We start from the raw sequence: 18,456 nt of genomic DNA on the forward strand, positions 1-18,456 counted from the left end.
GCGGCGCTGGTCTCGCGCGTCAGCGCCCGTATCGGTCGGCGAGGGGGGAGCTGGCGACAGGCTCGCGGGCGCCGGGCTCCTCGCCCGCGAGCGCGGCCCGGAGCCTGCGTTTGCGCTCGGCCCGGCTCGGCCTGCCCGTCGGAGCCGCCGGGGCTCGTTCTTGTTCCGTGTTGTTGTGGCCTGCGAGGTCCTGGCCTGCGGTCGGCGGGCGCAGCTCGGTGTAGCCGAAATACCCGAGCGCGATCAGCGCGATCACGCCGAACGCGAGCCACTGCAGCCCGTAGGACAAGTACGGCCCAGGGTCGAGGTCGGGCTCCTCCAGCGCGCCGAGCGCCCCTGGCTGTCCGGGATCGAGCTGCAAATAGGCAGGCTCGAGCGGGGCGCCGACGAGCGGGCTCGCGGCCTCGGCGTCGATGGCTTCGAGTTGCTGCGAGCCGCCGACGAGCATGATCGCCGGACGGCCTGCGGGAGTTCGCTCCAAGAGCCGCAGCCGGGCTTTGACCGCCATTTCGCCGGTCGGCGCGGGCGGCGCCGTTGTCGCGCCCTCGGGCAGATAGCCCCGGTCGACCAGGACAGTCCTGCCGTTGTCGAAGCGCAGCGGGGTGAGGACTTGCGGGCCTTGCGCGTTGCCGTGCACCGGGCGATGCCGCAGCAGCATTTGCTTGTCCGATTCGTACACGCCGGTGACAGTGACGGCCCGCCAGTCGCTCTGGGGCCCGACCCCTGAGCGGAGAAGCTCGGCGAGCGGGGCGGGGGGAGCGTCGAAGGCGCGCGAGATCCGGTCGTTGCGCTGCTCTGTCCGCCCGTTCTTGCCGAGCTGCCATGGCGCGAACACCCAGAAGCACAGCACTGAGAAAAGGACCACGGCGAGCGCGAGCGCGATCCAGCCCGGACGCAGGAACACGCGCCAGCCCGGCCGGTTGGCCGCAGGCGCATGGCGCGTCGCCGAGGTGGTCATGATTTCAGGGTAGCCGGCTTTCCAGCCAGTCGATGATTCCGGGGAGCGCGGCCTCGATCTGCGCGTACGTCGTCTCGAATCCGGCGGAGCTGCCGTAGTAGGGGTCGGCGACCTCGGAGCCCGCCGCGTCGGGGTCGAAGCTGCGCAGCATGCGCAGCCGGTCGCCGGGGACTCCGTGTTTCGAGAGGTCGGTGAAATGGTTGTCCGCGAGGGCGAGGACCAGGTCGGCTTCGAGATGCTCCGGAGCCACCGCTTTGGCGACGTGCTCGGCGAAAGGCGGATGGCCGTGTTTCGCCAGTGTGGCGGCTGCCCGGTGGTCGATGGGGTTGCCCACCTCCCAGCGCGTGGTCCCGGCGCTGGTCACGAGGACGTTATGGCCCCAGTCCAGCTTTTCGAGCCGGGTCCTGAGCATTTGCTCCCCCATCGGGGAACGGCAGATATTGCCGGTGCAGACGAAGGTGACGTGAAGCTTGGGCTGATCCACCATATGAGTATGACAGCCCCGCCCGCGCTTATTCGAAGCCGCAGCCGGGGTTGGGGACGGGGCGCGCGTCCGGGGCGCCCTCGGGCTTGTCGACGAGCACGATCTGCACGGCGGGCTCCTCGCCGAGGTTCCGCCCGATGTGGACGTTGTCCGACCCGGCTGGCTCGGCGGCTGTGTCGCCAGGGGCATAGACCTCCGTGGTGGAGCAGTCGGCGAGCGTGTGCGTGAGCTCGCCCTTGGCCATACGCCCGTAGAGCACGCCGTCGTGCCAATGCCAGCCGGTCGAGGCCCCAGGCTGGAACGTCACCTCTTCCACGATCAGCTCTCTGCCGTGCGACGCAGTTTTGGAGAGGACCTTCACCGAGACCCCGTGGCTCGCGGCCTCGGCCGATGGCGGGAGGACGATAGTCGAGACGACAAAGCCGAAGGCCCCCAGAAAGCGCAGCTCCCTCACGGAACCACTATCCCATAGAATCGCGGGCATGGCTATGGCTCCCCGGTTGCAGGACGTCGTTGCCGCGCTTGAAGCGGCCTACCCGCCTCGTCTCGCCTTGGACTGGGACGCGGTCGGCCTGGTCTGCGGCGATCCCGACGACATCGTGGACAGGGCGTTGGTCTGCGTCGACGTCACCGAGGCCGTGGTGGACGAGGCGCTCGGGTCGGGGGCGAAGCTCATCGTCGCGCATCACCCGTTGCTGCTCAGAGGGGTGCGCTCGGTGAGCACGGACACCCCGAAAGGCCGTCTCGTGCATCGGCTGATCCGCTCGGGGTGCGCCCTGTTCACCGCGCACACCAATGCGGACCGGGCCGATCCAGGGGTGAGCGACGCGCTGGCGGAGGCGTTGGGGCTGCGGGTCGTCGGCCCTGTCGAGCCTGCGATGGGCCCAGAGCTGGACAAATGGGTGGCGCTCGTCCCGCGCGGCGAAGCCGAGCGGGTCCGTTCGGCGCTTTTCGAGGCAGGGGCGGGCAGGCTCGGCGACTACGACCAATGCGCGTGGAGCGCCGAGGGCGTCGGACAATTCCGCCCGCTGGCGGGCGCGAACCCGGCGATCGGCCGGGCTGGCGAGCTCGAGCGGGTCGAGGAGACGAGGATCGAAGTGATCGCGCCCAAGCGCTTGCGAGCGTCCGTGCTGGCGGCGTTGCGCTCGGCGCACCCGTACGAGGAGCCCGCGTTCGACGTGTTCGCCCAAGCCGGGCTGCCGACGAGCCTCGGCCTCGGCCGGATCGGGGCGCTGGCGAGGCCGGAGCCGCTGGGCGACTTCCTCGCCCGGGCCGCCCGGTCCTTGCCCGCCGTCCCCGAGGGCCTACGGTCGACCGGCGGCCCGGATCTGATGGTCGAGACGGTCGCCGTCTGCGGCGGCGCGGGGGACTCGCTCCTCGGCGCGGTCGCGAAAGCAGGCGTGGACGCGTACGTGACCGGCGACCTGCGGCACCACCCGGTGGACGAGCATCTGCGGGCGAGCCGGGCCGCGCTGGTCGACATCGGGCATTGGGCCAGCGAGCGGCCCTGGTGCGACCAGGCCGCAGGCGTGCTGGCGCGGGCGTTCGGGGACGGGCTCGCCGTCGCGCCGTCGGGGGCCGCTCCTGGTCCGTGGCGTCAACACGTCGTGACTGTTTGATGAACCGAGCCCAGTTGACCAGGCCGAAATTGTGGCCTGGGGTACACTGCCCTCACTTCACGGCGTGGTGGAGGAGCGTGTAGAGAGAGGCAGCGAGGTGGCTTTGAAGTCGGGATTGACCCGGAGCAAGACAGTGGAACAGGCGTTGGCGAGCGCCGAAGAGCCAGAGCGGCGGTTGCGCCGGACCTTGTCTGCTTGGGACCTCACCGTCTTCGGCGTGGCCGTGGTGATCGGGGCGGGCATCTTCAGCGTGAGCGCCTCGACGGCGGGGAACTACGCGGGGCCCTCGGTCACTGTTTCTTTCTTCATCGCGGCGGTGGCCTGCGGGTTCTCCGCGCTCTGTTACGCGGAGTTCGCGTCGACGGTGCCGGTGGCGGGGAGCGCCTACTCGTTCTCCTACGCGACCTTCGGCGAGCTGTTCGCCTGGATCGTCGGCTGGGACTTGCTCCTGGAGCTGGCGTTCGCGGCGGGCGTGGTGGCCAAGGCCTGGTCGAGCTACCTCGCCGGGGCGTTCGGCTTCGCGAGCGGCGCGGTGCAGATCGGGATCGTGAGCTTCGACTGGGGCGCGATCCTCATCATCGGCGCGGTCACTGTGGCGCTCGCGTTCGGCGTGAAGCTCTCCGCGCGGGTCTCTGGGGTCATCACCGTGATCAAGGTGTCGGTGGTGCTCTTCGTCATCATCGCCGGGGCGTTCTACATCAAGCTCAGCAACTACACGCCGTTCATCCCGCCCGCCCAGCCGAAACCGGGGCCGAAAGATTTGCTGAGCAGCCCGCTCTTCGCCGTCCTGACCGGCGGCGGCGGGACGCAGTACGGCTGGTACGGGCTGTTGGCCGGGGCTTCCGTGGTCTTCTTCGCCTTCATCGGCTTCGACGTGGTGGCCACCACCGCCGAAGAGGTGAAGAACCCCGCGAGGGACCTGCCACGGGGGATTCTCGGCTCGTTGGCGATCTGCACGGTGCTGTACCTCGCGACGTCGCTGGTGACCACCGGCATGGCCAGCTACAAGGATCTGCGCTCGGACGCGCCCGGCGCGAAGCATTCGCCGAACCTGGCGACCGCGTTCGAGCTCCACGGGGTCGATTGGGCCGCGAAGCTCATCTCCTTCGGCGCGCTGGCAGGCTTGACCACGGTGGTCTTGGTGCTGCTGCTCGGGGCGATCCGGCTCACCTTCGCCATGTCGAGGGACGGCCTCTTCCCGCGCAACTGGTCGAAGACGAGCGAGCGGGGCGTGCCGGTGCGGCTGACCGTCGGGGCCGGTGTGAGCGCGATGGTCGTCGCCTGCCTGCCGCTCGACAGGCTTGAGGAGCTGGTGAACTTCGGCACGCTGTTCGCCTTCGTGCTCGTCGCCGCCGGGGTGATCGTGTTGCGGCGCACGCAGCCAGGGCTCAAACGTGGTTTCACGGTTCCCGCAGTGCCGCTGGTGCCGCTGGCGGCGATTGTGAGCTGTGTGTGGCTCTTGCTCAACCTCTCCATGCTCACCTGGGTCGGGTTCACCGTCTGGCTGGTGATCGGCCTGTTGATCTACGGCCTGTACGGCTATCGCAATTCGGTGCTGGGCAAATCCCTCGAACAGGAAGAGGCGGTCGTCGGCTAGAGCACGGCGTGTCGTGCCGGGCGGCGTGTCCCGCCCTGAGGTACCTCACCTGCGATGACACTGCGTTCAAAACCGACTTGTGCATAATTTATGCACAGGTAACGGTTTGTTCATCTGGAGCTGACAGCGTGTGACGCGACGGTTCGAGCGGCTTCCAGCGCGCTCGGGCCTAGACGGGCGGCCACGGTGCGGACAGGGAGCCGCCGGGGCTTCTCTTTCGGTGATTGAGTGAGGAGCGGAGAAATATGGCAGACGGGAAAAGTCTCGCGGTCAACCTCGAGCAACTGCGCGGAAGCTCGGCTTCCTTGCACGCCGACACGCACGAGGCGATGTCGGCGTTGGAGCAGATCTCCTCGGGCCCGATCACGTCGGGATTCGCCGCCCTCGGCGCGCTGTTCGACGAGGTGGGCGCCGCAGGCTCGGACATGATGGCCGCGTGGAGCGCGGCGGACGGCGCCCTGAAAGACCGCCTGGTCGGGACGGCCGAGCGGCTCGGAGCCTCGGCGGACCTCTACCACGCGGCCGATTCCGGCAACGCGGACGCGCTCGCCGTCGACATCGAGACGAAGAAAGGCTCGTAATGGGGAACGGGGCCTGGGGCGCGGTGACGGGGTTCGACCCCGCGGCCGCGCAGGGGATACAGGGGGCGCTGGCGGACCGAGCGGCTGGGCTGGGCGCGTTGTCGGCGAAGTTGGGCTCGGCCCGGCAGCTGCCGGGCTGGCAGGGGCAGGGCAAAGAGGCGGCCTCGGGGTCGTTCGAGGAGCCGCTGGGCTATCTCGCAGAGGCCAAGAGCGCGACGCAGCAGGCGCATGCGAAGGTCGGCGGCTTCGCGCAGGCGATGTCGGCGCTCAAGGCAAAGGCAGGCGAGGTCGAGCAGCGGGCCGCGCAGGCCGGGTTCTCGATCGGCCCGGACGGCTCGATCCGGGACTCGTACGCGTTGTCGGGGCTGGTGGAAAGCCTGTCGCCCGCGGACCGGGCGCGGTACGAGCAGGTGAAGGCGGAGCTGCCGGGCGAGGTGTCCGGGGTGCTCGCGCAGGCGGACCAGGCGAAGGCGCAGGCGGCGACCGGGCTGCAGGCGGCGGGGAACCTGATGGCGGTCAGCCAGCTCGGCACGGGCGCGGGCAAGCTCGACGCGCAGGCGGCGGGGAGCGATCTCACCCTCTACGTCGAGGGCCCGAAGCAGCCGGACGGGGTGAACCACGACCAGAACTTCCAGAAGGTCGTCGACCTCATCGACAGCGCGCAGAAGTCGGTCGACATGACGATGTACCACCTGGACGACCAGAACATGGAGGACGCCATGGTCCACGCCGCCCAGCGCGGGGTGAACGTGCGAGTCGTCCTCGACACCAGGGGCGAGACGAAGAAGAACCAGGCCGCGTACGACTACCTGACCGCGAACGGGGTCCACGTCATGTGGGACAGCGCGAACACCTCGGCGGACCCGGACACGGCGAACAAACTGGCCTACTACCACCAGAAGACGGTCACCGTGGACGGCGAGACGTCGGCGATGATGAGCGGCAACGCCGTCGCCGCCGACTACAAGACCACTCGCGACTTCGTGGTCATGGACACGAACAAGAACGATGTCGCAGCGATCCAGGACGTGTTCAACCACGACTTCGCGGGCACCGGTGACAAGAAGTACACCCCGCCGACCGGCGACAACCTCACGTGGAGCCCGACAACGGCGAAGGGCAACACGATCGCGCTCATCGACGGCGCGAAGCACACCCTCAACATCGAGAACGAGGAGATGGCGAGCCCGGACGTCGTCGACCACCTGGTCCAGGCCGCCCAAAGGGGCGTGGACGTGCACGTCACGATGACGAACAACCCGAGCTACTACGCGAACCTCGACAAACTCACCGAGGCCGGGGTCCAAGTGGACCTGTACGGGCGGTCCTCGGCGCCGTACGTCCACGCCAAGGACATCGTCGCGGACGGCAGCACCGCGTACGTCGGGTCGATCAACTTCTCGGAGAACTCGATGACCAACAACCGCGAGCTCGGGATCATCACGAGCGACCCCGGCGTTGTCTCAGGCATCAACACGACAGACGACTCCGACTTCGCGGGCGGCTACCGGTACAAGCACAGCACGGCCCCCACCACGGCTTCGACTCCGAGCAGCTAAGAATCCACGAGAACCAAGGAGTCATGATGGCGAGCGGGGCATGGAACGCGGTCAAAGGCTTCGACCCCGCTGCTGTGCGGAGCGTGCGGGACAGTTTGGCAGGCAGGCTCTCCGGCCTGTCGGACTTCTCCGCCAAGCTGCGATCCGCCCAGCAGCTGTCCGGATGGGACGGGCAGGCCAAGGAGGCCGCGTCGGGCTCGTTCGAGGAGCCGTTGCGCTATCTCGCGGAGGCGAAGAGCGCGGCGACGCAGGCGCATGACAAAGTCGGCCGCTTCGGCGATGTGATGGGCGCGCTCAAAGCACGAGCGGCGCAGATCGAGGAGCGGGCGGCGCAGAACGGGTTCATGATCGGGGCGGACGGCTCGATCCGGGACTCGTACGCCGCGACCGGCCTGCTCGCCGCCCTGAGCCCCGCCGAGCAGACGGCGCGCGCGCAGCTCGCCGCAGAGCTGCCCGTCGATGTCGCCTCGGTGCTCGACGACGCCAGTCAGGCGGGCTCGCAGACCGTCACCGGGCTCCAGGCGGCGAGCAGGCTGGCGACGGTGAGCCCGTTGGCGGCCACGGCGGCCGCGACATCCACGATCGCCCCGAAAAGCGGCGCCCTCACGCTCTACGTCGAAGGGCCGCACCAGGCGGACGGGGAGAACCACGACCAGAACTACCAGAAGGTCGTCGACCTCATCAACAGCGCGCAGACGAGCGTCGACATGACGATGTACCACCTGGACGACCAGAACATGGAGGACGCCCTCGTCAACGCGGCCAAGCGCGGGGTGAACGTGCGGGCCATCCTCGACACCAGGGGCGAGACGGCGAAGAACCAGGCCGCGTACGACTACCTGACCGCGAACGGAGTGCACGTCATCTGGGACTCCGCGAACACCTCGGCGGACCCGGACACGGCGAACAAGCTGGCCTACTACCACCAGAAGACGGTCACCGTGGACGCCAAGACGGCGGCGATCATGTCCGGCAACGCGGTCACCGCCGACTACGCGACGACGCGGGACTTCCTCGTCATGGACACCGACGCCCGCGACGTGTCGGCCATCGAGAAGACCTTCAACGCCGACTACGCGGGCACCGGGGACAAGAAGTTCACCCCGCTGAACGGGGACAACCTCACGTGGAGCCCGACCACGGCGAAGAGCAACACGCTGGCCCTCATCGACGGCGCCCAGCACACCCTCAACGTCGAGAACGAGGAGATGGCGAGCCCGGCGGTCGTCGACGCGCTGGTGAACGCGGCGAACCGGGGCGTGGACGTGCACGTCACGATGACGAACAACCCGAGCTACTACGCGAACCTCGACAAGCTCGCAGCCGCCGGGGTGGACGTGCGCCTGTACGCGCACAGCGCGGACACCTATATCCACGCGAAAGACATCGTGGCCGACGGGACCCAGGCGTACGTCGGGTCGATCAACTTCTCGGAGAACTCGATGACCAACAACCGCGAGCTGGGCGTCATCACCACGAACGCGGGCGTCGTCACCGGCATCGACGCCCAGGACACGCAGGACTGGAACGGCGGCTACACGTACAAGCCGACGACGACCACCACCACGACTCCGTAAACATCGACATCCGTCTGGGACGGGAGAGGAAGGCTTGGCATGGCAGACGGCGTTTGGGGCGCGGTCAAAGGCTTCGAGCCTGCTATCGCGCAGGGGATCCAGGGGGCATTGGCGGACCGGCAGGCCAAGCTTTCTGCTTTTCAGGGCATGCTCGGCTCTGTCCGGCAGCTGCCGGGCTGGCAGGGGCCGGGCAAGGACGCGGCCTCGGGCTCGTTCGGGGAGCCGCTGGGCTATCTCGCGGAGGCGAGGAGCGCGACGGAGCAGGCGCATGCGAAGGTCGGCGATTTCGCGCAGGCGATGTCGGCGCTCAAGGCAAAGGCGGGCGAGGTCGAGCAGCGGGCCGCGCGGGCTGGTTTCAGCATCGGCCCGGACGGCTCGATCCGGGACTCGTACGCGTTGTCGGGGCTGGTGGGAAGCCTGTCGCCCGCAGACCGCGCGGTGTACGAGCAGGTGAAGGCGGAGCTGCCGGGCGACGTGTCGTCCGTGCTCGCGCAGGCGGACCAGGCGAAGGCGCAGGCGGCGACCGGGTTGCAGGCGGCGGGCGACCTGATGGCGGTCAGCCAGCTCGGCGCGGGCGCGGACAGCACGACGGAGCCGGTCGGCGGCGACGAGCTGACCCTCTACGTCGAGGGCCCGCACCAGCCGGACGGCGTGAACCACGACTCGAACTTCCAGCAGGTCCTCAAGCTCATCGACGGCGCGCAGAAGAGCGTCGACGTCACGATGTACGAGTTCACCGACCCCGCGATGCGCGACGCGCTCGTCGCCGCGGCAGCGCGCGGGGTGAACGTCCGGGTCGTCCTCGACAAGACGGGGGAGCAGCAGAAAGACCAGCCTGTCTTCGACTACCTCAACGCGCACGGCGTCCAAGCGGTGTGGGACGACACGGCCGACTTCCGGTTCACCCACCAGAAGACGGTCACCGTGGACGGGGAGACCTCGGCGGTCATGACCGGCAACTTCACCCCGGAGTACTACGGCACGAGCCGGGACTTCGCGGTCATCGACACGAACAAGAACGACGTCGCGGCCATCCAGGACGTCTTCAACCACGATTTCGCCGGGATCGGCGGCACGAAGACGGACGGCTACATCCCCCCGAACGGGGACCACCTGGTGTGGAGCCCGACCACCGCGCAGACCAAGATCTTCGCGATGATCGACGGGGCGCAGCACACGTTGAGCCTCGACCAGCAGTACGTGGCCAGCCAGGACATCGCGGACCACCTCGTCGCCGCCGCGCAGCGGGGGGTCGACGTGAACCTCACCATGGTGAACAACCCGAGCTACTACAAGTACTGGGACCAGCTCGCCGCAGCGGGCGTGCACGTGCACCTCTACGGGCAGAACGCGGACACCTACATCCACGCGAAGAACATCGTGGCCGACAACAGCTCGGCCATCGTCGGGTCGATCAACCTCTCGGACAACTCGATGCTCAACAACCGCGAGCTCGCGATCCAGACCGACGACCTGGACGTCGTCTCAGGCCTCGGGACCACGAACGCGTCCGATTTCGCTGGCGGCTACGAGTACCGGCCCACCACGTCCAGCGCCGGGGGCTGAGCGGCGCACAGCGCTCTCACAGCTTCGACTTGCAAGAATAAGGCGTGTTTTTCGTTTTCCGCCCCGCGAGTCTTGTCTGCTGCGCGGCTGTTGTCGCGTTGCTCGCGGGTTGCGCCCCGGCGGGGCGCGGCCACGGCGCGCATGGGCCGTCCCATGCCGCTCCGTCCGCCGTGGGGCAGGCATTCCCCGCGCGCACGCTCGGCGGCGCGTCCGCCTCGCCGCAGGACCGCGAGCAGCTCGGGGACTTCTGCGGCTGGTACGCCGACGACCTGCCGGAGAGCATGGACACGGTCTCCGAGTTCCTCGGGGCGTTCGGCGTCGCGGGCGGCGATTACAGCGACTCGCGGATAGCTGTCCCGGCCGAGGAGGCCGCGCAATCGGCGGGGGACGCGGTCGACGCGCTCAACGGGTTTCTCGCGGCTTTCCCCGGCGGGCTTTCCGACCCGGCCCGCCGTGCCGTCCTCGGGCTGCGGGACGCGATGACCGCGCTGGCCTCGGCAATCCGAGACAAACAGGGCGCCGATCAGATCAATGCGCAAGTCGCGCTCTTCGACGAGGCATACAAGGCTCTGCGCCCCGCTTGCGCATAGCCCGGGGCCTGTGCGGCGATCTCCTGCGTTGTCGGTCGCTCGCGCACCTGCTCCGTGGCCTCCGCCTTTTGTGCGCGTCGTTCCCTTCCGCCTTGGATCTCATCCACACGGATTCCCCGGGGGCTTGGGCAAGGCAGCGGCAGGCTACGATTGACCGGAGCTAACTTTCCCCCGGCTTCCTCGGGGAGGATCGCACATGTGAAAGGCTAGAATCTATGACCACGCGCTATAACGGACTCGTCGCGGACTTCGCGGGCAACCTCGACTACAAAGTCGCCGACCTCTCGCTGGCGGACTTCGGCCGCAAGGAGATCCGCCTCGCCGAGCACGAGATGCCGGGGCTTATGGCGCTGCGCAAGGAGTACGCGGGCGTCTTCCCGCTCAAGGGCGCGCGGATCACCGGCTCCCTGCACATGACCATTCAGACCGCTGTGCTGATCGAGACCCTGGTCGACCTCGGCGCCGAGGTCCGCTGGGCCTCCTGCAACATCTTCTCCACCCAGGACCACGCCGCCGCTGCCGTGGTGGTCGGCCCGAACGGCACGTACGACGAGCCGAAGGGCGTGCCGGTCTTCGCGTGGAAGGGCGAGACCCTCGACGAGTACTGGTGGGCCTTGGACCGGGCGCTGACGTGGCCGGGCGAGCCCGCGAACATGATCCTCGACGACGGCGGGGACGCCACCATGCTGGTGCTGCGCGGGGCGCAGTACGAGAAGGCAGGCGTGGTGCCGCCGACGGAAGCGGACGACTCGGACGAGTGGCAGGCGTTCCTCAAGCTTGTGCGCGGCCTGTACGAGGCGCAGCCGACCAAGTGGACGGCCATCAGGGACTCGGTGCGCGGCGTCACCGAAGAGACCACGACCGGCGTGCTGCGCCTCTACCAGTTCTCCGCCGCCAAGGAGCTGCCGTTCCCGGCGATCAACGTCAACGACTCGGTCACGAAGAGCAAGTTCGACAACAAATACGGCTGCAGGCACTCCCTGGTCGACGGGATCAACCGGGCCACGGATGTGCTCATCGGCGGCAAGAAGGTCTTGGTCTGCGGCTACGGCGACGTGGGCAAGGGCTCGGTGCAGTCCCTCGCGGGCCAGGGCGCGCGCGTCACGGTCACCGAGATCGACCCGATCAACGCCCTGCAGGCGCTCATGGACGGCTACGACGTGAAGACGGTCGAGGAGGCGATCGGCGAGGCCGACATCGTCATCACCACCACGGGCAACGTCGGCATCATCACCCTTGAGCACATGCGGCAGATGAAGGACCAGGCCATCCTCGGCAACATCGGCCACTTCGACAACGAGATCGACATGCACGGGCTCACCCACGCGTCCGATGTCACCCGCGTCAACATCAAACCGCAGGTCGACCAGTTCTTCTTCGGCAACGGGAAGTCGATCGTCGTGCTCTCCGAGGGCAGGCTCCTGAACCTCGGCAACGCCACCGGGCACCCCTCGTTCGTGATGAGCAACAGCTTCTCGAACCAGGTCATCGCCCAGATCGAGCTGTGGACCAAGCCGAACGAGTACGGCAACGAGGTCTACCGGCTTCCGAAGCACTTGGACGAGAAGGTCGCCAAGATCCACGTCGAAGCGCTCGGCGGCACCCTCACCAAGCTCACCAAGGAGCAGGCGGAGTACATCGGCGTGGACGTCGAAGGGCCTTACAAGCCCGAGCACTACCGCTACTGAGTTTTCGGGGTCCGCGCGGCGATCTGCGGCGTTGTCGGCTCCTCGCGTACCGAGCTCGTTCCTCGCTGTTTCCGTACGCGTCGTCGCCTGCCGCCTTGCAGCTCATCCACGCGGGGATCCCCGAAAACGGGTCCGCGCGGCGATCTGCGGCGGATTTCTTGAAAGCGCTGTGGGCTAGAGTCTGGTCATGCTGATCACGGTCGAAGGCCTCGACGGGGCCGGGAAGAACACGCTCACAAGCGCCTTGAGCGACGCGTGGCGCGCGCGCGGCCTGAGCGTCGCCCAGGTGGCCTTCCCCCGGTACGGGCGGTCCGTCCACGCCGATGTGGCGGCGGAGTCGTTGCACGGGGCGTTCGACGGGCGGATCGCGGCGGACCCGCTCGGCATGGCCTTGCTTTTCGCGCTCGACCGGCACGAGGCCAAGGGCGAGCTCGAGACGCTTGCGCGGGCGCACGACATCGTGCTCTGCGACCGCTACGTCGCGAGCAACGCGGCATACGGCGCGGCCCGGCTCGGGGAGGACGGCGCAGGCCCGTTCGCCTCCTGGGTGCTGGAGTTCGAATTCGGGCGGCTCGGCCTGCCGAAGCCGGACCGGCAGCTGTTGCTCGCGACACCGCCCGGACTCGCTGCGCAGCGGGCGCGGGCGAGAGCCGCTTCGGACCCCGGTCGGGAGCGGGATTCCTACGAGCGAGACGCGGAGCTGCAAGAGCGGGTCGGCTCGGTGTACGCGCATCTGGCCGAGACCGGCTGGGCGGGTCAGTGGCGGGTTGTCGCCCCGGACTCCGGCCCAGCCGCCCTCGCGGCGGAGCTGGTCTAGCTCTGCGCGGCTTTCTCGGCGAGGGTCTTGTTCGCCACCGCCCACCGGTCTGCGGGCACTTCGCGCAGGATGACGGAGATGACCTCCGGAGGCGCGTCGAGCACCCGCTGGACGGTCGTGGTGAGCTCGGCGATGAGCTCGCGCAGCTGCTCGGGGCTTCGGCCTGCTTTCAAACTGACATCGAGAAGGGGCATAGTCGGTCCTTTCGGATCGTTGTGTCGGATGGCGAGTGCCGCCATCAGTATGACAACGCAGGAAGCCGCCAGGATCATCCAGTCGGATCAGGCTGATCCGAAGCCCCGAGGGGGCGGGGCCGCCGCATTCGAGGGCGTGTGCGGCGAGCGGGCGGTGCGATCCGCGCGGTCAGTGCGGCGCGGGGGAGAATTCTCGCCCGAGGACTCGGTCCAACCGGTGGCGGTACTCCTTGAGCTGGTCGCGCAGCGCGATGATCTCGCCGATCTCGTAGCCGAGGTCGGTGAGGATGCTTCCGATCATCGCGAGCGCCTGCGGCTGCAGCGCCACGCTGGCCTCGGTCGCCCGGAGCACCGTCACCCGGCCGTCGTGCGAGCTCTGCCGTCGCTCGACCAGGCCGGACGCCTCCAGCCGCTGCGTGAGCGGCGACACGGTGCCGTAGTCGAGGCGCATGATCTGGCCGAGCTCTTTCACGGTCAGCTCCTCGTGCTCCCACAGCACGAGAAGGACCAGGTATTGCGGGTAGGTGAGTCCCATCTCCTCCAGGTAGGGGCGGTAGGAGGCGGTCATCGACCGGGTTGTCGAATACAGGGCGAAGCACAGCTGCGCCCCGAGCCGGAGCGTCTCGATGCTTCCGGACTTCCCCGATGGTTCGACCACCTGTTCAGCCACGGCTTCTACGCCCTGTTGCATTTCAAAAGGATACAGGGAATGAAGCAGGCATACGGTGTCATGACGTGAACACCGAGAGGATGGTGTTGGAGGCCTCGCGGTCGCTGACCGTGATCCGAGTGCCGCCGGGATAGCCTTTCACCAGGACGCCTTCTTTCTCGAAGCCTCGGTGGAGGATTTCTGCTTCGATCTCGTCGCGATGCGCGACGTAGATGCAGTTGGCGAAGCTCGTCGGGACGTCGAGCCCGAGTAGCCGCAGCCTGCGGGCCAGGTGGTCGCGCTCGGCGGAGATCCGCTCGACCCGGCGCATCAGCTCGTGCTCGGCGTTGTAGCAGGCCTCGACTCCGATTTCGGCGAAGGCGTTGATCTCGAACGGGACCTGCCAGCGCTGGATCCGGGCGGCGAGCTCGGGCGAGCTGACCGCATAGCCCACGCGCACGGCGGCCAGCCCGAACGCTTTCGAAAACGTCCGCAGCACGATCACGTTCGGATGCTGGGCGATGATCGAGCCCACATCGGTCAGCTCGCCCGCCACGTCGAACTCGATGTACGCCTGGTCGAGGAGCACCGGGACGGCGGGATCCACTTTCGCCAAGAACGAGGACAGCTCGTCCTTGGTGATCCGGGAGCCGGTCGGGTTGTGCGGGCTGCACAGCGCGACGAGCCGGGTCGTGGCTTCGACGGCCTTGGCCATCCGGTCGAGGTCTTGCCGCCCGTCCGGAGCCAGCGGGATCTGTGTGCTCTGGCCCTGCACCATGCCGACCAAGATCGGGTAGCCGTCGAAGGTCGGGGTCGCCATCACGACCCGCTCGCCAGGGGCGACGAACTCCTGCAGGATGTGCATCAAGACCCCGGTGATGCCTGAGCCGACCGAGACCTGTCGGGGCTCGACCCCGATGCGGTCGGCGATCAGCCTGGGCAGCCGTCTGGGGAGGAACTCGGGGTAGCGGTTGGCCCGCTCCGTCGCGGCGGCCAGGGCGTGGCGGACCGAGGGGAGGGGGCCGAAGGGGTTCTCGTTCAGCGAGAGGAGGAGCCTGGCGGGCTGCGAGATGTCCGGATGGACCTCCGAGAGGATCGGGGGCACGATCATGGCCTTCCTCCCCAGCGCACGGCCGTCGCGCCCGCGAAATCGCCCGCGTGGGCGAAGGCGGCGAACATGACGATGTCGCCCTTTTTGACCCGGCCCTCGGAGACAGCGTGGTCGAAGGTGACGGGGATGCCTGCGGCGAACAGGTTGCCGCATTCGTCGAAGGTGTCCGGGTGGCGCTCGGCCGGGACCTCCAGCGCCTCGCGCCAGTTCCTCAGGAACAATCGGTTGGGCTGGTTGGTGACGAGCAGGTCGAGGTCTTTCGACGCGACCCCGATCCGCTCGCAGAGGGCGTGGGCCACTTCGGGCACCTGCCGGTTGCCCCTGGCGAGCACTTTGACGATCTTGCTCTCGGTGAACCCGACATGGCCTTCGCCCTCTCCTGGCTCCCAGTATTTGCGCGGCGGGTCGCATTGGTAGATCATTTCGCCCGCGTACTGGCCGTAGTTCCGCCATTCGACTCCGAGGATCGGCGACGCGTCCGAGACCTCCAAGAGGCCGACGCCCGCGCCGTCCCCTGGGATGGCGGCTTGGGACAGCGTGCGCACGTGGGGCTGGGTGAAGATCTGCCCGGCGCAGTTCTGCGCCGCCGCGATCACAGCCTTGGTCCCCGGCGCGGCTCCGGCGAGCAGTTTCTGGACGATGCTGATCATGTGCGGGAAGGCCGCGCAGCCGCCGTTGTGGATGTCGAGGATCCAGGTCGGCTTCATGCCGAGCCGCTGTGCCACTTCGCCTCCGCAGCCGACGAACGGCAGGTCGGGCAGCTGGGTGTGCATGATGAGCACATCCGCCTCGGTGATGGCCTGAGCGCCGTGGCGCTCGACGATCCCGGCGGCCGCGCGCTCGATCATGTCCACGGCGGTCTCGTCCTTGGCGACGTGATGGCGGAACTTCGGCGCTTTGAACATGACGTTGTCGCTGAGCTCGTCCGACTCGGCGACATGGGCGTACCAGTCGGCGGAGACTCGGTTCTTCGGCAGGTAGCTCGCGATGTCGACAAGGCTGAGCGTGGTCATTCTTTTCTCCCATCCTGTTGCATCCAATCCGGGGTGATTGGCTGTCCTTTGGCGTGGCGGTGCTCGCAGATAGCTTTCAAATTGCGCAATTCGAGGACGTGTCCCGCGTAGAACAAGTCCCAGAAGTCGCCGACCCACACGGGCCTGCCTTCCGGGGCGGCCTGCGGGAACGGGTTTTTGTCGTAGAAGGGGTGGTGGCAGTTGGTCCACAGCACCACCGAGCCCGGCTTGTCGAGCACCAGCTGCGCGTCGATGACGCGCATGAGGTAGATCATCCACAGGTGCTCGCCCTGGTCCCACGCGCAGTGGTAGTCCACCGTGCGGGCCTCGGGGTTGGCGACCGTGCGGGTGTAGATCTTGGTGGGCACGGCGCCAGGGCGCTTGCCGATCCGGTCGTCGGAGATCCACAGGCCCGGAGTCTCGGTCTTCTCGAAGCCCCGCAGGCTGTAGGTCCATTCCTCAAGGCTGAGCGTGTTCGAGAGGTACTCGTAGACCTCGTCGGGCGGCGCGTCGATGAAGTCTTGGATGCTGCAGTACTGGCCGTAGACCTGCTCGTGCGGGTAGACCGACCGGGTCATGTCCACGACGAGGGGCATGCCCTCTTTGACGCTGATGTTTTCGATGCGGTAGACGTCGGGGACGTCGAAGTCGGGAGCGGGATCGGTGCTCGTCGGGGTATTGGCGGCGGTTGTCATGCGGTTAACTCCTTCAGGAACGGGATGAATGGGGGTATTTCGTCGGGATCGCAGGTCAGAGAGATGAACACGGGCCCAGGCTCGGCGACGGTCTCGTCGAGCGCCGACTCGAACTCGGCGAGGGTGTTCGCGGCTCGGGACGGGAGGCGCGGGAGCAGCGTCCCGACGGCCTCGCCGATCCTGGCCTCGAAGAACCGGTTGAAGCTGTACTCGCCGGAGTAGTAGAGCTGTTCGCGGGTCACGCACATGGCGTGCGCGTTGTTGTTGAAAATCACGAACGTCACCGGGGCCTGCTGCTCGACGGCGGTGTGGACCTCGAAGCCGTGCATGAAGAACGCGCCGTCGCCCGCGACGACGAACGTCCGCCGTCTTCTGCCGAACGAGCTGCCGATCCCGGCCCCGAACGCGTAGCCCATGCCGCCCATCCCGAGCGCGACGACGAACCTGCCGCCGTCGGCGACCGGCAGATAGTGGACCACCGAGGCTCCGGTGTTGCCCGCGTCGGCGAACACGTCCGCCCCGGGCGGGATCCGTTTGGCGAGCGCCGCGACGGCTTCGCGGTAGGCGACTCCGGGGGCGCCCCCCTGCGATCCGTTCCGGGCGGGCACGCTCAGCGGCTGGATCGCCGCGAGGTCGGGGCGATCTGGCTGTCTCGGGCGGGCTTCCCCCGCGAGCGAGGCGAGGCTGTGCTTGAGCGGGCCGATCGCGCTGTGCTCGACGTCGACGAACGGGGGGCGCGAGCCGAGGTGCAGGAGCCGGGTGCGGCCCAGCGCCTCTTCCATCCCGCCGCGCGCCATGAGCGGCATCCGCGCGCCTGCCAAGACGCACACCTCGGCGTTGGCGACGAGGTCCGGGACGCCGCGATAGCCCATGATCCCGCAGATCCCGGCGAAGAGCGGGTGGTTGTTGCAGATGGCGTCTTTCGCGTCCGGGGCGACAAGCACCGGAGCGCCGTGCGCGGTGGCGAAGGACTCGAGCTCGGCCCTCGCGTCGGCGCGGGCGACCTCGGGGCCTGCGATGACGACGACGCGCGCCGCCTGCGCGAGCATGCGCTCCGCCTCGTGAAGGCCGTCGGCGAGGCGGGGCCGCGACGGTTCGGAGGGCAGGGCCCGCTCGGGCAATGCCCGCTCGGCGAGCTCGGCCTGTTGGACGTTCTTGGGCAGGAGGAGCACGGCGGGCCCGCCTGCGCGGGCGGCCGCGATAGCCTGCTCCAACAGTTCGGGGACCTCGTCCGCGCTGGTCGCCTTCGCGCAAAACCGGGAGACGTGGGAGAAAAGGCCGACTGCGTCGATCGTCCCCGCCCGGCTGCTGGTGTCTTGGAAGGCTCCCCGCCCCTCGAGCGCGGTCGGCGGTTGGCCGACGAGGGCCAGCACGGGCACCTCGGAGTCGAAGGCCTCGCCGAGCCCCGCGACCAGGTTCAGCGCTCCGCCGCCCGAAGTCGCGATGACCACGCCGAGCCGGTTGGTGGTGCGCGCGTAGCCGTCGGCCATAGTGGCGGCTCCGAACTCGTGTTTTGCCACGATCCCGCGCAATTTGGGCCCGAGCCGGTCGATGGCGTCGTACACGTCCTCGATGTTCGCGCCGTCGACCCCGAAGATCGTGTCGGTGCCCTCGTCCGCGATGCGGGCGACGATATGGTCTGCGACGCTCCTCGTTGAGCTGCGGGTGGCCATCGGATGCCTTTCCAGGGATCGGCGGGCGGCAGATACAGTGCCCGAGATCGAAGAAAAATATTCAATTGCGAACGATGTATCGTGC

Annotated in this window: 18 protein-coding genes; 9 read left to right on the forward strand and 9 right to left on the reverse strand. The window is 68.2% G+C overall.

Annotated elements, in window-relative coordinates; translation table 11 throughout:
- Positions 1-19: 19 nt before the first annotated feature.
- From ACRC20_RS12820 to ACRC20_RS12830, 3 genes are read right to left on the reverse strand one after another with little or no spacing between them, the layout of a single operon-like run.
- Complete coding sequence (locus ACRC20_RS12820; protein ID WP_438686769.1) at positions 20-958, reverse strand: SURF1 family cytochrome oxidase biogenesis protein; 939 nt, start codon at positions 956-958, stop codon at positions 20-22.
- A gap of 4 nt (positions 959-962) precedes the next feature.
- Positions 963-1,442, reverse strand: a complete 480-nt coding sequence (locus ACRC20_RS12825) for a low molecular weight protein-tyrosine-phosphatase (RefSeq protein ID WP_438686770.1) — start codon at positions 1,440-1,442, stop codon at positions 963-965.
- A gap of 28 nt (positions 1,443-1,470) precedes the next feature.
- Entirely contained in the window at positions 1,471-1,896 is a 426-nt protein-coding gene (locus tag ACRC20_RS12830; protein ID WP_438686771.1) for a cupin domain-containing protein, read from the reverse strand.
- A gap of 34 nt (positions 1,897-1,930) precedes the next feature.
- On the opposite strand from ACRC20_RS12830, the gene ACRC20_RS12835 reads away from it, so the two are divergent.
- The 9 genes from ACRC20_RS12835 (at position 1,931) to ACRC20_RS12875 (ending at position 13,036) form a co-directional block, all read left to right on the forward strand.
- Positions 1,931-3,061 (forward strand): Nif3-like dinuclear metal center hexameric protein, encoded by a 1,131-nt coding sequence (locus ACRC20_RS12835; protein ID WP_438686833.1) that lies wholly within the window; start codon positions 1,931-1,933, stop codon positions 3,059-3,061.
- Between the two features lie 97 nt (positions 3,062-3,158).
- Positions 3,159-4,658: an APC family permease gene (locus tag ACRC20_RS12840; RefSeq protein WP_438686772.1), complete on the forward strand. Its 1,500-nt coding sequence runs from the start codon at positions 3,159-3,161 to the stop codon at positions 4,656-4,658.
- A gap of 245 nt (positions 4,659-4,903) precedes the next feature.
- Complete coding sequence (locus ACRC20_RS12845; RefSeq protein ID WP_438686773.1) at positions 4,904-5,239, forward strand: type VII secretion target; 336 nt, start codon at positions 4,904-4,906, stop codon at positions 5,237-5,239.
- Entirely contained in the window at positions 5,239-6,798 is a 1,560-nt protein-coding gene (locus ACRC20_RS12850; RefSeq protein WP_438686774.1) for a phospholipase D-like domain-containing protein, read from the forward strand. Before ACRC20_RS12845 ends, ACRC20_RS12850 begins: the two co-directional genes overlap by 1 nt.
- Before the next feature lie 26 nt (positions 6,799-6,824).
- Positions 6,825-8,375 (forward strand): phospholipase D-like domain-containing protein, encoded by a 1,551-nt coding sequence (locus tag ACRC20_RS12855; RefSeq protein ID WP_438686775.1) that lies wholly within the window; start codon positions 6,825-6,827, stop codon positions 8,373-8,375.
- A gap of 39 nt (positions 8,376-8,414) precedes the next feature.
- On the forward strand, positions 8,415-9,941 hold the full coding sequence (locus ACRC20_RS12860) for a phospholipase D-like domain-containing protein (protein WP_438686776.1): 1,527 nt from the start codon (positions 8,415-8,417) through the stop codon (positions 9,939-9,941).
- A 44-nt stretch (positions 9,942-9,985) separates the two neighbouring features.
- Positions 9,986-10,531 (forward strand): thiopurine S-methyltransferase, encoded by a 546-nt coding sequence (locus ACRC20_RS12865; protein ID WP_438686777.1) that lies wholly within the window; start codon positions 9,986-9,988, stop codon positions 10,529-10,531.
- A 215-nt stretch (positions 10,532-10,746) separates the two neighbouring features.
- Positions 10,747-12,219, forward strand: a complete 1,473-nt coding sequence (gene ahcY, locus ACRC20_RS12870) for an adenosylhomocysteinase (protein ID WP_438686778.1) — start codon at positions 10,747-10,749, stop codon at positions 12,217-12,219.
- Between the two features lie 187 nt (positions 12,220-12,406).
- A complete protein-coding gene (locus ACRC20_RS12875; RefSeq protein ID WP_438686779.1) occupies positions 12,407-13,036 on the forward strand; it encodes a dTMP kinase in 630 nt (209 codons plus the stop codon).
- Here ACRC20_RS12875 and ACRC20_RS12880 read toward each other — a convergent pair.
- The 6 genes from ACRC20_RS12880 to ACRC20_RS12905 form a co-directional block, all read right to left on the reverse strand.
- Complete coding sequence (locus ACRC20_RS12880) at positions 13,033-13,230, reverse strand: tautomerase family protein (protein ID WP_438686780.1); 198 nt, start codon at positions 13,228-13,230, stop codon at positions 13,033-13,035. The genes ACRC20_RS12875 and ACRC20_RS12880 overlap by 4 nt on opposite strands.
- A gap of 169 nt (positions 13,231-13,399) precedes the next feature.
- Positions 13,400-13,921 carry a MarR family winged helix-turn-helix transcriptional regulator gene (locus ACRC20_RS12885; RefSeq protein WP_438686781.1) on the reverse strand — a complete coding sequence of 174 codons (522 nt, stop codon included), beginning with the start codon at positions 13,919-13,921 and terminating at the stop codon, positions 13,400-13,402.
- A gap of 37 nt (positions 13,922-13,958) precedes the next feature.
- Positions 13,959-14,990: an aminotransferase class I/II-fold pyridoxal phosphate-dependent enzyme gene (locus tag ACRC20_RS12890; protein ID WP_438686782.1), complete on the reverse strand. Its 1,032-nt coding sequence runs from the start codon at positions 14,988-14,990 to the stop codon at positions 13,959-13,961.
- Complete coding sequence (locus ACRC20_RS12895) at positions 14,987-16,003, reverse strand: 3-oxoacyl-ACP synthase III family protein (RefSeq protein ID WP_438686783.1); 1,017 nt, start codon at positions 16,001-16,003, stop codon at positions 14,987-14,989. The genes ACRC20_RS12890 and ACRC20_RS12895 overlap by 4 nt, the downstream gene beginning before the upstream one ends.
- Positions 16,000-16,698 (reverse strand): SRPBCC family protein, encoded by a 699-nt coding sequence (locus tag ACRC20_RS12900; RefSeq protein ID WP_438686784.1) that lies wholly within the window; start codon positions 16,696-16,698, stop codon positions 16,000-16,002. Before ACRC20_RS12900 ends, ACRC20_RS12895 begins: the two co-directional genes overlap by 4 nt.
- The gene (locus tag ACRC20_RS12905) at positions 16,695-18,371 is read right to left on the reverse strand and encodes a thiamine pyrophosphate-binding protein (protein WP_438686785.1); all 1,677 of its coding nucleotides are present in this window, start codon (positions 18,369-18,371) and stop codon (positions 16,695-16,697) included. Before ACRC20_RS12905 ends, ACRC20_RS12900 begins: the two co-directional genes overlap by 4 nt.
- Positions 18,372-18,456: the final 85 nt, after the last annotated feature.

The sequence above is a fragment of the Segniliparus sp. genome, from assembly GCF_051660745.1.
GTDB lineage: Bacteria > Actinomycetota > Actinomycetes > Mycobacteriales > Mycobacteriaceae > Segniliparus.

What these genes read in the sequence shown, in the direction of transcription:
- ACRC20_RS12820 (WP_438686769.1), bottom strand. Translation starts at nt 958, where the DNA reads ATGACCACCTCGGCGACGCGCCATGCGCCTGCGGCCAACCGGCCGGGC.
- ACRC20_RS12835 (WP_438686833.1), top strand. Translation starts at nt 1,931, where the DNA reads ATGGCTCCCCGGTTGCAGGACGTCGTTGCCGCGCTTGAAGCGGCCTAC.
- ACRC20_RS12845 (WP_438686773.1), top strand. Translation starts at nt 4,904, where the DNA reads ATGGCAGACGGGAAAAGTCTCGCGGTCAACCTCGAGCAACTGCGCGGA.
- ACRC20_RS12850 (WP_438686774.1), top strand. Translation starts at nt 5,239, where the DNA reads ATGGGGAACGGGGCCTGGGGCGCGGTGACGGGGTTCGACCCCGCGGCC.
- ACRC20_RS12855 (WP_438686775.1), top strand. Translation starts at nt 6,825, where the DNA reads ATGGCGAGCGGGGCATGGAACGCGGTCAAAGGCTTCGACCCCGCTGCT.
- ACRC20_RS12860 (WP_438686776.1), top strand. Translation starts at nt 8,415, where the DNA reads ATGGCAGACGGCGTTTGGGGCGCGGTCAAAGGCTTCGAGCCTGCTATC.
- ahcY (WP_438686778.1), top strand. Translation starts at nt 10,747, where the DNA reads ATGACCACGCGCTATAACGGACTCGTCGCGGACTTCGCGGGCAACCTC.
- ACRC20_RS12875 (WP_438686779.1), top strand. Translation starts at nt 12,407, where the DNA reads ATGCTGATCACGGTCGAAGGCCTCGACGGGGCCGGGAAGAACACGCTC.
- ACRC20_RS12880 (WP_438686780.1), bottom strand. Translation starts at nt 13,230, where the DNA reads ATGCCCCTTCTCGATGTCAGTTTGAAAGCAGGCCGAAGCCCCGAGCAG.
- ACRC20_RS12885 (WP_438686781.1), bottom strand. Translation starts at nt 13,921, where the DNA reads ATGCAACAGGGCGTAGAAGCCGTGGCTGAACAGGTGGTCGAACCATCG.
- ACRC20_RS12890 (WP_438686782.1), bottom strand. Translation starts at nt 14,990, where the DNA reads ATGATCGTGCCCCCGATCCTCTCGGAGGTCCATCCGGACATCTCGCAG.
- ACRC20_RS12895 (WP_438686783.1), bottom strand. Translation starts at nt 16,003, where the DNA reads ATGACCACGCTCAGCCTTGTCGACATCGCGAGCTACCTGCCGAAGAAC.
- ACRC20_RS12900 (WP_438686784.1), bottom strand. Translation starts at nt 16,698, where the DNA reads ATGACAACCGCCGCCAATACCCCGACGAGCACCGATCCCGCTCCCGAC.
- ACRC20_RS12905 (WP_438686785.1), bottom strand. Translation starts at nt 18,371, where the DNA reads ATGGCCACCCGCAGCTCAACGAGGAGCGTCGCAGACCATATCGTCGCC.